This is a genomic window from Niastella populi (genome assembly GCF_002078015.1).
Lineage (GTDB): Bacteria > Bacteroidota > Bacteroidia > Chitinophagales > Chitinophagaceae > Niastella > Niastella populi.
Genome location: NZ_LWBP01000207.1, coordinates 1 through 14,488, shown reverse-complemented (window position 1 = coordinate 14,488; position 14,488 = coordinate 1). Strand labels below are relative to the sequence as shown.

The 14,488-nt window shown below is 43.4% G+C and carries 12 protein-coding genes and 1 pseudogene; 3 read left to right on the top strand and 10 right to left on the bottom strand.

Features of this window, described 5'->3' with window-relative positions; translation table 11 throughout:
* Positions 1-386 precede the first annotated feature (386 nt).
* Complete coding sequence (locus tag A4R26_RS25025; protein WP_081169270.1) at positions 387-1,382, top strand: C1 family peptidase; 996 nt, start codon at positions 387-389, stop codon at positions 1,380-1,382.
* 149 nt (positions 1,383-1,531) lie between these two features.
* Here the strand turns inward: A4R26_RS25025 and A4R26_RS25020 are convergent, their stop codons facing one another.
* The 6 genes from A4R26_RS25020 to A4R26_RS24990 all read right to left on the bottom strand — a co-directional run bounded on the left by A4R26_RS25020 (position 1,532) and on the right by A4R26_RS24990 (position 8,624).
* The gene (locus A4R26_RS25020) at positions 1,532-3,910 is read right to left on the bottom strand and encodes a hypothetical protein (protein ID WP_165760406.1); all 2,379 of its coding nucleotides are present in this window, start codon (positions 3,908-3,910) and stop codon (positions 1,532-1,534) included.
* Between the two features lie 854 nt (positions 3,911-4,764).
* Entirely contained in the window at positions 4,765-5,163 is a 399-nt protein-coding gene (locus tag A4R26_RS25010; RefSeq protein WP_081169267.1) for a hypothetical protein, read from the bottom strand.
* A gap of 3 nt (positions 5,164-5,166) precedes the next feature.
* Positions 5,167-5,916, bottom strand: coding sequence for a class I SAM-dependent methyltransferase (locus tag A4R26_RS25005; protein ID WP_081169266.1), 750 nt, complete (start codon positions 5,914-5,916; stop codon positions 5,167-5,169).
* Complete coding sequence (locus tag A4R26_RS25000) at positions 5,907-6,647, bottom strand: DUF2071 domain-containing protein (RefSeq protein ID WP_081169265.1); 741 nt, start codon at positions 6,645-6,647, stop codon at positions 5,907-5,909. Before A4R26_RS25000 ends, A4R26_RS25005 begins: the two co-directional genes overlap by 10 nt.
* A 6-nt stretch (positions 6,648-6,653) precedes the next feature.
* The gene (locus A4R26_RS24995) at positions 6,654-7,028 is read right to left on the bottom strand and encodes a DoxX-like family protein (RefSeq protein ID WP_081169264.1); all 375 of its coding nucleotides are present in this window, start codon (positions 7,026-7,028) and stop codon (positions 6,654-6,656) included.
* Positions 7,029-7,127: 99 nt separating this feature from the next.
* Positions 7,128-8,624, bottom strand: coding sequence for a GH3 auxin-responsive promoter family protein (locus A4R26_RS24990; protein WP_133054772.1), 1,497 nt, complete (start codon positions 8,622-8,624; stop codon positions 7,128-7,130).
* Positions 8,625-8,854: 230 nt separating this feature from the next.
* On the opposite strand from A4R26_RS24990, the gene A4R26_RS24985 reads away from it, so the two are divergent.
* Positions 8,855-9,418 (top strand): RNA polymerase sigma factor, encoded by a 564-nt coding sequence (locus A4R26_RS24985; protein ID WP_081169262.1) that lies wholly within the window; start codon positions 8,855-8,857, stop codon positions 9,416-9,418.
* A 109-nt stretch (positions 9,419-9,527) separates the two neighbouring features.
* Complete coding sequence (locus A4R26_RS24980) at positions 9,528-11,615, top strand: hypothetical protein (RefSeq protein WP_081169261.1); 2,088 nt, start codon at positions 9,528-9,530, stop codon at positions 11,613-11,615.
* A 246-nt stretch (positions 11,616-11,861) separates the two neighbouring features.
* On the opposite strand, the gene A4R26_RS24975 is transcribed toward A4R26_RS24980, so the two are convergent.
* From A4R26_RS24975 to A4R26_RS24960, 4 genes and pseudogenes are all read right to left on the bottom strand, one after another.
* A complete protein-coding gene (locus tag A4R26_RS24975) occupies positions 11,862-12,317 on the bottom strand; it encodes a hypothetical protein (RefSeq protein ID WP_081169260.1) in 456 nt (151 codons plus the stop codon).
* Positions 12,318-12,543: 226 nt separating this feature from the next.
* On the bottom strand, positions 12,544-13,167 hold the full coding sequence (locus tag A4R26_RS24970) for a hypothetical protein (RefSeq protein ID WP_081169259.1): 624 nt from the start codon (positions 13,165-13,167) through the stop codon (positions 12,544-12,546).
* 16 nt (positions 13,168-13,183) lie between these two features.
* Positions 13,184-14,041 (bottom strand): annotated as a pseudogene (locus tag A4R26_RS24965) (RHS repeat-associated core domain-containing protein); the annotation flags it as partial.
* 177 nt (positions 14,042-14,218) lie between these two features.
* Positions 14,219-14,488, bottom strand: a 270-nt coding sequence (locus tag A4R26_RS24960; RefSeq protein ID WP_207625815.1) for a hypothetical protein, incomplete at its 5' end; no start/stop codon positions are given.

Here is a 14,488-nt window from a genome sequence, read left to right as displayed (position 1 = left end):
CGGCCATTTCAATAGCTGTATTGGTTTTCTAAATTGTAACCATGTAATGTTCAATAGGTTGATCAATTTATGCAAAAATACATATTATCATTAATGGCATAATGATTGTGCCATAAGCACCAGTTAATTCGCCCTGTAGAACGTTATCAGATCAAAGAGAAAATCCGGTTACACTACCAGAAGAACGATCCAGAATCATTAGTCCGGCCATTTTTTTCCCGATCACATTCCTGCAACCTGTTCCTTCATATACCACTTGTAAATGGGCTGTGTGCCTGTACTATGCGCAGTAACCATTACATACTGGCAATGTGCTACCGCTGTTCTGTGTAATTGCACGGGACCAGGATGTATTTATGAAAACCCAAAATAAACTTTGAAAAACTATGTCAGTACAACTATGGAAAGTGCTGGTACCTGCACTGGGGCTGTCTTTGTTATGGACGGCCTGTAAGAAAGAAGAAGCCGCTACCCTTCCTGACGAGCAAACGTTTAATGACCTCAGGTTATCCGGTACCATTGAAGATGATCCTGCTTTGGTGAATAAAGCGCCATTACTTTTATCGGCTGATTTTTTAACCGCCTACCGTACAGCCCGGAAGGGAGGCAACGGAAAACCCGGCACCACTACCCCGGTTGATACAACAACCACAACGACCCCGCCACCCGCAGATACCACTACCATTACACCTCCTCCTGCAACCGACACAACTATCATTACCCAGCCTCCATCCCTGCCTTCAGGCTATTTGATCACCATGCCATCCGTTCGGCACCAGGGCACAGAAGGTTCCTGTGTATCCTTTGCCGTTACCTATGCCAGGGCAAGCGAGCAGTATTATAAAACACGGGCAACAAATTATAACGATGCGGTAAACGTGTTTAGCCCTGAATATATTTTTAACCAGGTAGGCTTGCCTGATTGTTCCGGTTCGGCGGTTACCACATCGCTTGACTTGTTAAAAAACACGGGCGTTTGCACCTGGCAATCGATGCCATACAGTACCAACAACGGGTGTTCGGTGGCGCCCAGTGCCACTCAAAATGCAGAAGCCGCCAACTATAAGATAGCCGCTTATTCCAGGATACCTGATGCAGACCTTACGGCCATAAAAACAATGATCGCATCGAACCATGCCGTAATTGCATCATTTACCATCGATGGCAGCTTTAAAAACGCTTACCCCGGCTTTATCTGGAAATCCTTAACCGGTAATTCCGGTTCGCATACGATGGCCATTTGCGGTTATGACGACGCCAAACATGCATACAAAGCCATCAACTCGTGGGGAACCGGTTGGGGCGATGCCGGTTATATCTGGATAGATTATGATTTCTTTCCGGTTGCCGCCTCTGCCTATACCTACGTAATGACGTTATAAAGTTCACAGTTCACAGTTCATAGTTCACAGTTCACAGTTCACAGTTCATAGTTCATAGTTTACAGTTAGGCGGTGCTGTGCCAAAAACAACCCAGGGTTGCCTCTTTTGAAGCAACCCTGGGTTTCATTGTGCATATTCACCGGAACGTTTATCTCCTTAATTCCAATATTGTACCTCTAACAGTTTTGTCTCCTACCTTAAGTTTATAAACAAGTGCCTGGTTAGTTAAGCGTGTATTGAATTGTACGCTTTTGACTGCACCGGCATCTACCTTTCCATCGAAAACAATTCCCACGCGTTGGCCCTGGGTGTTGTACACTTCCAGTACAGCGCGACCGGTCACGGGTGAAACGAAGCGGAAATTGACCATACTACTGAAAGGGTTCGGAAAGGCCTGTATCTGCAGTTCTTTACTTCCTGTATTTAGTGAAGCGGCCGCGGGACTAATTACAGGCGTCTTTGTGATCTGGCTTTTTACCGTATTGGTGGTAACCGGTCCTGCATTTTGCGTTACCGGGGCCGTAGTTATCATCCTTGCCGAATTATTGGCCGGAATGGAATTGACGGTTATGCAGGTATCGACTGTAATTGTCTGCGTGCAGGTTTGTTTATTGCCACAGGCATCGATCGCAGTCCAGGTTCTGGTTATTACGTCGGTGTAGAACACTTTAATTCCACAGCCATTATCAGCTACGGTTGGTTCGCCGGTACTTGTTGCCGGATCAGTGGATGCGCCACAATCGAGTGCCGTATCTGCCGGACAGGTGAGTGACAGCGGAGCGTCGACATTTACATTTACTGTCTTGAAGCAACTGTCTTTTATTAAACCCGATGTGGATACAAGGAGGAGCTTCAGCCTGTAACTTGTTTCACACAAAGCCCCTGCAGTTACGGTTACCGTATTCGTATTGAGCGGTGCATTGAGGACCGCATTATTGGAATTGGTTTCGAAGCTCCATGTTAAGGTGAAATTAGCCGGGATGGGGTCGGCAGTACCATCACCATCAGGATCATACTTATACGTATTGGTTGTGTTGGGGCAAACAGGATCCGGCCCGCTGATAAAACATGGAGCAGCAGCAGAAGTTACAGTAATGTCTACTGTGTCTTTGGCTGAGCAATTAGGCGCGGCTATCTGTGTTGCTGTTACTATAAATCTGTACGTACCGGCTTCTGTAGCGGTGAATACGGGATTTGAAATATTGGTAGCGCTTAATGAACCGCCTGTTGTTGGGTCCTGCGTCCATGCGAAAGCATACAATGTATTGGGCGCCGGGGTAGCAGATGCAGTCAATTGCGATGTATTACCCGTTGCCAGGTTAATGGAAGTTGGGCTTGCCGATGCCGTTACCTGTACATTTTGAATGGTACCTGCCGGACTGAGGGTACATATTTCGGTGATACCATTAGCTGTAACATTCAATGTGAGGTTGAAGGTGCCGCCGGGTATGAAGTCTGTTCCCGATGGAACGATTGTAACGGAAGCGCCTGTTGCCGAACCGGAGATGACAGCGCCTGCTGAATTACCGGCATTGACCGACCACAGGAAAGTGCTGTTTGAAGTACCGCCGGTATAACTAAATAGAAGCGATGCCGTTTCGGGACAGGCGAGTTGCGCCGGACTGATTGAACAGGTTGGCGGCGGAATAACCGCGTTGGCAGATAATGACCTGTCCTGGTTACCTACACCTGAAATGTTAACCAAACCGGGGAAGGTATTCATCGATACCTGCCGCATGTGATAAGGCGAACCACTGATACCAGCTGCCGAACGGGGCGTGGTGGGGTTTAAAAATCCCCAGTCGAACTGGCTGGCGATATGTCCGCCCCAGGCCAGCATTACAGAGTCTTTATGCGCTGTAAAGCGGATCTTTACCGATGTTTTTGCTTCGGTTCCGGAAGCGGTCAACGAGCCCTGATTGACATAAGTAATAGAAGTAATTTCTCCGTTATAAATAGTAAACAATTTGTCATTAGCCGGTAATGCATTAAAACTGTTCTGAGGCATGCCTGCCACCGGGGTATTGGCATCCGACTGAAAAGGAGCAGGAATGGGAAATGTATTGGAATCGACCATACCCATCAAATATTCGGTATTACCGCTTTCAACAATCCTTGGGTTTATCACTTCAGCAGTATGCCCAAACTGCTGGTGCGGCAGCAATCGTTGAAAATGGGTGAGATAATCAATAGCCATTCTGCCGCTATGTTTTGTATCATATTCTATTACGTACTCGTATTGCAGGTTTACGGTAACGCCGGTGATCAAACTTCTGTAAGAAATGGAATGCCCTTCAACATAGTGGGCGTTGGATGCGCCGGCATTACCATTCACATGCATGGGATTGTCGTAACTATCCCAGAAATTTTTGGAAGGGTTGCTGGCCGGACCATTTCTTATCTGGTCAATATCTCCTGACTGGCTGAATGTTTTTGATGGCAAAAGAAAAAGGACAGCTAAAATAATTGTTGTTAAAAGCCTGCAGCCGGTTATAACGCGGCAATTTGGTAGCGTTACAATTCTCATAACTATTAATTGAGGATAAAAAAATTGATTCAGAATAGTGGCATATTCTCCGTTTCATTCCGGTGTGTAAATAAGCCTGATCGTTCAGGAACTTATATAATTTTTACAGTTGGCGCCCGCGCCCGGTGAATGTGCAGCGCCTGCCATTTAATCATCCGCCAGGGTTCTTTGAAGAGCTGAGAAAAATAAATTTCTATATGGAATAGAAAATCGGACCCGCAGTACCTGCGTCGCTTCCTATAGCCTGTACCGGTAGGCAGTTCATTTAAACAGTGGAGTATGTATCGGGTGCTTGCATTTTCATCATACGACATATACTATGGTTTAACAGCTATACAATGGTATCCCAGCCAGGCACTACATAGCTTTACGGCCATGAATTGCCAGTTAAAATCCAAACAATAAAATTCATGCAATTGCGAAGCAGAAAGACTGTACAAAGCAGCCTGCTTAACATTGCTCAATGCGGAGATTGGAGAAATTGGTGATATACACTTTTCCCAAAAAAACGACTAAAATAAAATACGGATGATGTTCTTTTTGCTGGTAGAATGGAATGGATTAATGAGGGAGCGAATTGAGAAATTACACATCAGTTATTTGAAGAAATACAAATCAGGCCCTAAGGTATAAACAATATTTATTATAAAGACGCAGTGCTAACAGATATCATATTACTCTTTGTTTAGTTTTTGATTGAAGTCAATCGGAATCGGAACGCCGGTATATTGCGGCATTTTCAGCAAATCCTTAGCTATTTGTTTTGCAGGCAATAATCTTTGATATATAATTCATCAAATGGTATTTTGGCTTTTTGTACAGTTTGCTTTGTTGATGAATAATGCATCATTTATTCATCGGGAAAAATAAGGAAGTATAAATAGCGCCGTCAGGCAGGTCCAGAAAACAGCCAGCATAATATGCACTGTTGTTTCGAAAGCTTTGCCCTTCCAGAGTTTTGAAGAATAGCCAAAGAACTGAATGATCAACCTGGCGCCCCAGAAGATGCCGATGCCGAGGGAAATTCTTTTACCCAACGCTGTTTGCATCAATTCACCGGCCGATGTAAAAGCAAGCAGACCCACTAAAAATACGGCAAAGGCAATAAAGAACGAATGCACGTACATGATCTGCCGGTTGATCAAACTTATTTTACCCAGTTCCTGCTTCCAGTTAAAATATTTTGGAAAGTAAAAATGCAGCAGGGCAAGAACCATCAACAGAACGCCAGCTATTTTAAAATGTATTTCCATGGGTTAAGGGGTACAGTTAAAAACGCTCATGAATGGAGTGAACTTCGTTTCGCGGAAAGTTGAGAATCCCGCCTGTTCAAAAGCTGCCTTCCAGGTAGCGCGTGAAAAAAAATGCGTAAAGCCAATTGAGAATGCCAGGAAGTTAGGAACATCGCGCAAATGCTCTACCATGATCACCTTTCCGTTTGGTTTACAAATGCGATAACATTCTTTCAGGAACTGCACTTTCTCATCGTTCGATCTTATCTCATGCACGGCTGATAATAAAAAAACTATATCAATGCTTTTGTCTGCCACCGGTATAACGCCGGATGTTATTTGTTTTGTATTGGGATAAACCAGGCTCACCTTTCGCGCCCGCTTTATGGCCGGTTCGGTATGCCGGTCTGCATTGTAAAAATCAAAAACCTGTAACGAAGCAGATGGAAACCGGTGCTTTATAATAAAACTTGTTTCATCAAAACCGGCATTGATATTAACGATCTGTGCTACGCTATCGTTATGTATAAGCGGTGTTAACCAATGGAAATTGTAATAACCTGAAAAATCGTACACCCAGGCCGAAACGATCAATGGCATTGTCAGGCCGTATAAAAACGCGATCACTACCAGTTCAAAGGTCATGGGCGGCCAGTTAACATATAGCCGGCTGGCAAACAATACCGCCATAACGGCCAATCCACCCACATAAAAATGGCGGTTAAAGCTCAGTATGTTCAATACGCCCTGAAATGGCCGCCGTTTTATTTCCATTGTTCCACCTTTCCTTTTTTCCAATGATAGGGAATGTTACGAATGATAAATGCGTTTGCCAGCTTACAATGCTGCAACTTCATATTTTGTATAAACGAAAAATTACAGTCTATCACTTTAACCGGCATGGGTGTCCAGTTTTCGCGCACGCCTTCAATGATCAACACTTTGCGGCTGGCGGTATTACAGGTAAATGTAAATGGCAGCGGACCGGCAAAACGGCGCGCCTCCTTCCAGTTAGTGAATGGCGAGCCGGCAGGCAGGTGGATGTTCTCCCCCTGCGGATCTTCGATCCTGACAGCAAACCCCGACTTTTCTGAATTTATTTCCAGTACGTTATCATGCCTTTTCTGATGAATATCGGTTGTTGTGTAATTATAATGGGTGAATGTATTTCCCATCAGTTGCATTTTCTTTTTATCGGTTTCCGATTTAAGAATATACAACCCTCTTAACCGTTTACCGGCCCTGTTGGTATACCGTACGAAAACCCGATAACCGATGAGGAAGAAATCATTGCCTAATATTTTGGGGAAACCTTTGGGGCGTAATGCTTTTGTTTGCACCATGGCAATGGCAATGAAAGCCCATTTGTCGTTGAACGTATCCAACTCCAGGCATTCAGGGATCAATGGTTGAATTTGCTCCTTAGGAATAGCATAAGTAAATACCAGAGAGCTTTCAAAAAAAGCCTCTACGGCAAAGGGGTGGTCTTTAAGAAATGAAAGCATAATTCATTAATGAGCCTGGTTTAGTTTAAGCCGGTACCCGTTATACCAGATAACAAATACGAGAATAAACGCAAATATCAAATTCAGCCGGCCCCACAACAGCAGGTCGGGTACTAATATAAATTCCAGCACATTCATCACCGCAATGACCGTAATTTGGGTAATGACATTTAACTTCGGGAACATGCCCGTTACAATCCACAGGGCCATAGCCGTTTCAGCCAAGCCTATTGTCTTTGTCAATAAGCCTGCATATTGCTCACCAAGTATCCTTGCAACGATCTGCTGATGCCGCGGCACCAGGTTCAGCACTTTGCAGAAAAGACCATTTACCAGCCATACGGCGGCTATACAATAATTCAGCAATTTGTTTATAGTCATACCATTCAATAAAAAAAAGGCATCAGGTCTTTTGAACCCAACGCCTTTGTCTGTATTGTAAAGATAGCAAACCTGTGGCAGACATTATAATTTTTTCGATTAAAGCATCAATGCCTGCTTTAACTGACCGGCAAACTGGTAATCGTTTCTTGCGTGAGGCACCTTTTGCTGCAGACCGGTTTTACCGGCAATCTTCAGGAATTTTTCAAACCCGCCAGCAGGCACCAGCGTGATCCTGAGCGGCTCGATGGCCTTATGCGTTACCACATCTTTATAGGAGAAGTTGCGTGCACAGATCTTTTTATCGAGGCTGGCGGCAAATGCAGACAGATCATCAGGCGCCTCACCAAATTCTATGAACCATTCATGATATGGCAAGGTGCCATCATCTTTTATATTGGGCGCCACCGTGTATTCAACGATCGTAGCGCCGAATTCGGCGGCGGTTTCAGCGATCGACTTTTCCGTTTCCTCAACCGTTACATGTTCGCCGAATGCAGAAATGTATTGGGCTATCCTGCCGGTGATCTCAATCCGGTGCGGGAAAACCGATTTAAATCGTACGGTATCGCCATTGATATACCCCCATAACCCGGCGTTGGTATTCAATACCAACGCATAATTCACACCCGGTTCCACATCTTTCAGCGAAACTCTTTTGGGATTTTCACTGAACACTTCATTCACAGGCACAAATTCGAAGAAGATGCCATTGTTCAGGATCAATTGCATGCCTCTTTCATTCAATACGTCCTGGTAAGCCAGCAGTCCTTCCGTTGAAGGATACGTTTCAAATACATCGAACGGCATGTTGATGTACTTTTTTATTTCCGGTAAGAAGGGTTCATAATCCATGCCACTTAGGATGAGCAACTGGAAATTGGGGAACAGTTGATTGAAATCCTTCCCCGTTTTTTCTTTCAGCGATCTCAGGAACACCAGCAGCCAAACGGGCATGGCCACAATGATGCGGATATCATTCTTTTCAGCCAGATCGATCATGGCGTTTATTCTTTCCTTATAATCGGGAATGGCGTTTATTTCATCGGAGGGCAGCCGCAGCCATTTGTACCACCAGGGTACACAACTATTACCGATAGTGGAAATGGGCGCTGCTTTGATGCCATTGATATCCTCAAAAAAATGACCATCGGAAAAGAAAAGCGATTTGCCTTTCAGAAAGGCCAGCTTCTTACTGTGATATGCATAATTCAGGGGAGCATACTGCCCGCCCCCGATATGGTTCTTAAGCGAATCTTTGGTGACCGGGATAAATTTGGTTTTGCTGGTGGTACCGGAAGTTTTTCCCAGGAATGCCGGCCGGCCTTTCCATAAGATGTCTTTTTCACCGGCTTTTATTCTTTCTATATACGGCAATAGTTGTTCGTAATTTCTCAGGGGCACGCTTTTCTTAAAATCTTCATACGTGCTTATTTTATCGAAGCCATGATCTTTGCCAAAAGCGGTAAGTTTAGCGGAATCTACAAAAGAACGCATCAGCGCTTCCTGGCAGCCAACAGGATCGGCCAGCATGGTGGCGACCTGTTTATACCTGCGTTTGATGAACGATGAAAGAAAGGAATCTAATAAGTGCACAGTTTACGTTTACAGGGTTCGTACAAAAAAGTCTTCAGGCCGGGAGACCTGAAGACCAAAAGCAGGTTCAAAGATAGGGAACGCGGGCTAAATGCCTGCTTAAATAGGATAAGTGGCTTTGGGGAGAAAAGTTTAGGAATATTCAGGCCCGGCGGAGATTTTTTAAGAAAAAACTGTAAATGAGGGGTGACCTTTTTTTATTTTGACCATTCATTATATAAAGTTTCAAAATGCAGGATCAAAAGATTATTGAACTGATCCGTTCCAACAAAAATGATCAAGCCTTGCTGGCGCTGTATAAGAACTTTCCGGCGGTGAAGAAAATGATCCGCCTGAATAGCGGTAATGCGGCCGATGCCGAGGATATTTTCCAGGAAGCCCTGATCATCCTCTGCAGAAAGATAAAGGAAACCGGATTTGTTCTCAACGCCCAATTAAGTACCTACCTGTTCAGCGTTTGCCGTTTTCTCTGGAAGGATGAACTGAAGAAAAGAAAACATCGCCTGGTCAATGATTTTGAAGCAGGTATTGACCAGTTGGAAGAATTACAGTTAAAAGACCAGGTTGCAGAGGAAGAGCGGATAAAGCTGGCCGAAAGAGTGATCGGCGACCTGGGAGACCGGTGCCGGGAGGTATTACTGCTTTTCTACAACAGCGGACTGAAACTAAAAGACATTGCAACGAAAATGGGTTATAGTTCTGAAAATACGGCAAAGAACCAGAAGTATAAATGTCTTGAAGCAGCAAAAAACAGGTTGAAAGAAATGAAACGTCCAAGGGAAACTTTTCATTAAGACCACAGGGTCCGCCGGTTGGCGGATTGCCGTGGCCATTTCCATCTGGCCAAAACTCAATAAATATTTACAGAGGAAAAAGGCTTTTCAAACCATTTAATGTTGTGTTATGCGAAATGAACTGGAACAAATATCGATTATAGAAAAATATTTGAACAATGAGCTTTCTGCAGAGGAAAAAGCGGCATTTGAAAAGAATTTGCAGGCTGACCCGCAATTACAGGAAGCTCTTACCCTTCAACAGGAGATCATGAAGGGCATCGATAACCTCTCGATGAAACAAAAGATTCATTGGGCAAAAAAGCGTTATTACCGGAACAGGAACATCACCAGATGGGGCCTCACATCACTGATCGTAATTGCAGTTGTTACAGCAATAATTATTTATTCCGGCAAAAATAAAAGCCAATCCTCAATAAAGGAATTACCGGCCCTGCCTGCTTTTAATGAACAGCATCGAAATGAATGGGCCGATGCCGACAAAAAAATACCCCCGCAAAAATTTTTAATAACAATGGGCCGTGACACTATTGTTGAAACTAAGGCGGGTATGATAATACAGGTACCCGCCAATGGATTTCTTACCGGGGACAAACAACCGGTAACCGGACAAATTGAATTAACCATTAAGGAAGCGATGGATGCGGCAGGCATTATCAGCGCGGGTCTTTCCAGCACATCAGGCGATCAATTGCTTGAAAGCGCCGGCATGTTCCTCATTGACGCCCGTCAAAACGAAAATATCCTCGCTGTTAATCCGGTTGCCGGTTTGTATCTGGAATTGCCAACGGATACAATTCATCCCGGCATGAAATTATTCAGCGGAAAACGCATGACCGATGGACGGATCGACTGGGTAGCCCCCCAGCCGCTGGAACGCACCTTAACACCAGTTGATATAAACCAGTTGAACTTTTATCCGCCCCGTTATCTCGATTCTCTGGCAAAATGGGGATACAATACCAATAATAAAAAATTCACCGATAGTTTATATTATTCTTACTCGCATTTTTTCAGGGAATATGAAACGGCGGTAGAGGAATCGAGGGAATCTTATGGAGCGAACTCATACAACAACATCAATGAATGCGCCATCAACCCGGCGAAGATCAAAGCCATCTGGGGAGAAAAATATCAGAACACCCTGCTTGCTACCCGCGAGTTTGAAGAACGGCTAAACCAGATTCACCAAACAGGTAAAAATGTAGTGCTCGACCTGTATGTAAATAACCTGGATAAAACACTTTCGGAAATCGACTCCATGGCCGTGAAGAATTTAAAAGGAGCATTCAAACAACGATTCCTTGCATTTGCAGCCCGACACGATGGCGCCATAAAGATCAACTCCGCTCTTACCCAAAAATTAAGACAGTACTACGATACAAAAACGAAAACGTTTATGGATGCCGTTGCCCAAACCCGTCGGGCGTTTTGGGAAAAGCAGGAGCATCTGGACAAGGAAGCCAATCAAAAACAAACCGCTCATACAATGGATTCGTTGAAAAGAATTGCTGACCGGTTCAATGAAGAATTACAACTAAACCTGAAGCGCACATATAGTCAGTTAGGCTACAACTCTCCTCCCCGTTTACCCGGTGCGAATGTATACAAAGCACGGATCACCGCCACCGGATGGTATAATGTTGACCGGATCGTAACTGAAGCAACGATCACCCGCACTACACTGAACATTTCCGATGCTGCAACCGGTAAAAATGCCAGCATCAGATACGAACCAGTTTCTTTTGCTGTAAATAACGCCCCGCAATATGATGACCTTTATATTTATCTGCTTCCCGAAAAGCTCAACAGCTTTATCAGACTGCCGGTAGCTAATGACAAATACACTGAGCGATTGAATGAATTGATAAAATATAAACTGGTGTGTGTGGGATATAAAGGAGAGCAGGCATTCTATTATATGCAACCAGGTATAGAGCCGAAAGCTTATACTAATATTGAACTTCAATCGGTTTCCGCCAGTGAATTGAACCGCTTATTGAACCGGGAAGGAAACGGCAGGCATGAAGCCGGCATTCAAAAAGATCTGGCGTTCTACCTGTATTATAAAAAAGAATCACAACGGCAAAAGCATAACCTTGAATTGTTGGAATTTACATGGAAGGTGCAGACAATTATCTGGTACTATAGAGGTGAGGGCGTTCCCTGCTGCTGTTTTGGAGACAGCTATAAATAGGTCAAAAAAGAAAGTGAATGTATTAAAATAAACGCATCCGGCTTTATTTTCTGCGAAACATCAGAGCACTTATAGGGGCACTGTTATACTGGTCGCATCCCATGCTTCCTATAGTATTCTTTCCTAACTAACAAGCTGTCATCCTGTAGCTCTAATAAAAGTTGACCTGAACATTATTTTTCATCACACAATTCCATATCAGTAATGGCTATCAAGCCTTCCATCCTACCAATAGGATAATTCCACTCAAAAAGAATCTTTGATATTTATGAAAAATTTTTCGGGCTCTACATTTGACTTCAGTCTTGCTTCCTTCATTTTCTTTGATACATCGAAAAATCTGGAAACAAAATACGCTCTCCCTTTTTTGGCCGCATTGATAATTGTTGAATCCACTTTTACATATACAGCGTTTATTTCTTTCAGGCCCTCATTAGGAATGTTTAATGGCACTGTTCTATTTAATTTATCCTTGACAAAGTCTCTATAATTGGCAATATCCTTAAAGTCTGTATTTGCCTTGCTTAAATACCTGTATAAGTCATAATTAAGGACAACTACTTCTTTTTCCCCGTACCCGTTATTGACTTTTATTACCAAATAATATTGTCCATAATTCTGACTCTCCAAAACCTTATTCAGGTATGTATCCCTGCATTCTGATGCAGTTATAGCAATACTTAGTAAAATAACATATAACATGTATCAGTATTTTTTTTTTGCATTCCATTTAATGATTTCAGTTGGGTTAATTCTGTATTTAATCAACCTATCCTCTCTTTCGACCGTTCGATGAATAGGTACAACAGTTGCTCTCATATCGGATCTGTTAGTTGCAGTAGCATATCTATTACTGATATATCGCGCATCATGCGTTTCTTCTATCAAAGGACCTGGTATGTGTCATCAAATCCGCCAATTGTGATTTTCAGAATCTATCTTTAATAGAAATCCCGCCATCAAAACCAACTATGCCTGTAACACCTTTTCCTAAGTCAGTAAGGGGAATGGATATACTATAATTGATTTCAACAGCATCTTTAAGCAAATAAATATAAGGGCGCGGTTGCAGAACGCCATATTCCCTGACAGGGCTTTCCAGCAAAGATTTGAAGCGTGCTTTTCCAAATTTTTCTCTAACAATAGTATCCTGGTTCTTTACCAAGATTAAGGAACTTTCGAAATTGTGCGTAAGAAAGCTGTCAAGGTGGTACATTTCGACATATCTACCAGGAACCACAATTGCACTATCCATCAGGCAATAATGACGGAACCTGATCTCAAAAGTATCCTTACCCGACTTAAATGTGGAATCAAAAGAGAAATCTGATCTGTAACGACTGACGTAATCGGTTAATATATCATTAAGCTCGTCGGTGTCCATCTCACCTACTACGGGTTGATTTTTTAACGGACTCACGGTTGTATCACCCGTTTGATCATGTCGGCTGATTGTTACGGTATCCTGGTTATTTGAAACAGGAGATTGTTCATTATTATTGCAAGAAAGGAATGTGATTTTTATTGCCAATAAATAGAAAATATATTTCATGAATATTTATTTGAAATTATTGTTTTCGCGCTCTTTCTGCTGCCGCCCTCAGGTCTGCCGCTGCTCCTTTTTTTCCCTGCTTCTCAGCCGCATCCGCAGCTCTACTTAGTGCCTCAGCATATGATTTCCCCGCGCCGGTTGATGGTTGAGATGCGTCTGGTTTGGAATCCCATTTATAATAACCGTGAATCTGACTACCTAAACCCTCAGCTCCAGGAGATATGACCCGATCTTCAGGTCCCACTCCGCCGTGCGAATCGATCATGGTGAATTCAATAAGCTTACCTTCCGGGTTTCGAAACACATCGACTATCATTCCGGTATGTTGGGGATGACTGCCTCCTGTACGGAAAGTTACAATGGTACCCGCAACGACATCTTTTTCTTCAACCTTTGTTGTATTGCGCTCAATGTTTTCAACACCTGTTGGTCCTTTCCCTTTATTTGGATCCTTTTCCCCACCTGCCACAACACAGGCAGATACCATGCCTGAACAATCAACCTGTTCGCCAGGCTTACCCTTTGCTCCCATCAGGTATTGGTTTTCTTCTGGATTTCTTTTAGCTGCATATTCCTGTGCCTTTCTTACTGCGGCATTTCTCTGTGTTGTATCCCTTCCGTCAGGGTCATTAAATCTTATGGGATCATTATAAACATATGCATAAGGAGTATAATTATGATGGTTGCTTTCTATAGCCGGATCGATTACATGCCACCTCCCTATCTGCGCATCATACATCCTTGCGCCGTAATCATACCACTCCAGTCCACTTCCATCACTAAACTCTTTTTCCTGCTTTTCCTTTCCATTGTACTCAAACTTATTGTCCAAACTACCTATAGCTTTCGAACTTATTCCCGCCATCGTTAACCCAAACGGATAATAATCACCGTCCCTATTTTAATGCTTCCTCCGATTTTGGGGAAGCCATTTTGCATCATTGTTCAAAGAACTCTAACAGTCTCCAAAATAGGTTTTTTATTTTTCAATTGAAAGAAAAAAATCCGGGCGTACAACCCGGATTCTACTAGGCTTTAGCTTGTAAAGTTATTAACTACGATCATTGATGAGTTGGTTGTACTGGATCAGAACATCCTGGATGCTGCTGCCGCTGGCGATAATGCGGCCTGCATATTCTTTCAGGAACGCAGCTTCCAATTCCGGCCGTACTTGCATGAGCTTTAAGTCTTCGCAGCCTACCAGTGTGCAGGGGTTTTCTGTAACGATGTAAACTTTCATAAACAAATATTTTTTAAAAGAAAAAAGGAAAAAAAGAAAGCCTTCCTGCCAGTGGGGCGGCGCATAGCGCAGCATATAAAT

What these genes read in the sequence shown, in the direction of transcription:
- A4R26_RS25020 (WP_165760406.1), bottom strand. Translation starts at nt 3,910, where the DNA reads ATGAGAATTGTAACGCTACCAAATTGCCGCGTTATAACCGGCTGCAGG.
- A4R26_RS24995 (WP_081169264.1), bottom strand. Translation starts at nt 7,028, where the DNA reads ATGACTATAAACAAATTGCTGAATTATTGTATAGCCGCCGTATGGCTG.
- A4R26_RS25010 (WP_081169267.1), bottom strand. Translation starts at nt 5,163, where the DNA reads ATGGAAATACATTTTAAAATAGCTGGCGTTCTGTTGATGGTTCTTGCC.
- A4R26_RS24985 (WP_081169262.1), top strand. Translation starts at nt 8,855, where the DNA reads ATGCAGGATCAAAAGATTATTGAACTGATCCGTTCCAACAAAAATGAT.
- A4R26_RS24980 (WP_081169261.1), top strand. Translation starts at nt 9,528, where the DNA reads ATGCGAAATGAACTGGAACAAATATCGATTATAGAAAAATATTTGAAC.
- A4R26_RS25005 (WP_081169266.1), bottom strand. Translation starts at nt 5,916, where the DNA reads ATGGAAATAAAACGGCGGCCATTTCAGGGCGTATTGAACATACTGAGC.
- A4R26_RS24975 (WP_081169260.1), bottom strand. Translation starts at nt 12,317, where the DNA reads ATGTTATATGTTATTTTACTAAGTATTGCTATAACTGCATCAGAATGC.
- A4R26_RS25025 (WP_081169270.1), top strand. Translation starts at nt 387, where the DNA reads ATGTCAGTACAACTATGGAAAGTGCTGGTACCTGCACTGGGGCTGTCT.
- A4R26_RS24970 (WP_081169259.1), bottom strand. Translation starts at nt 13,167, where the DNA reads ATGAAATATATTTTCTATTTATTGGCAATAAAAATCACATTCCTTTCT.
- A4R26_RS25000 (WP_081169265.1), bottom strand. Translation starts at nt 6,647, where the DNA reads ATGCTTTCATTTCTTAAAGACCACCCCTTTGCCGTAGAGGCTTTTTTT.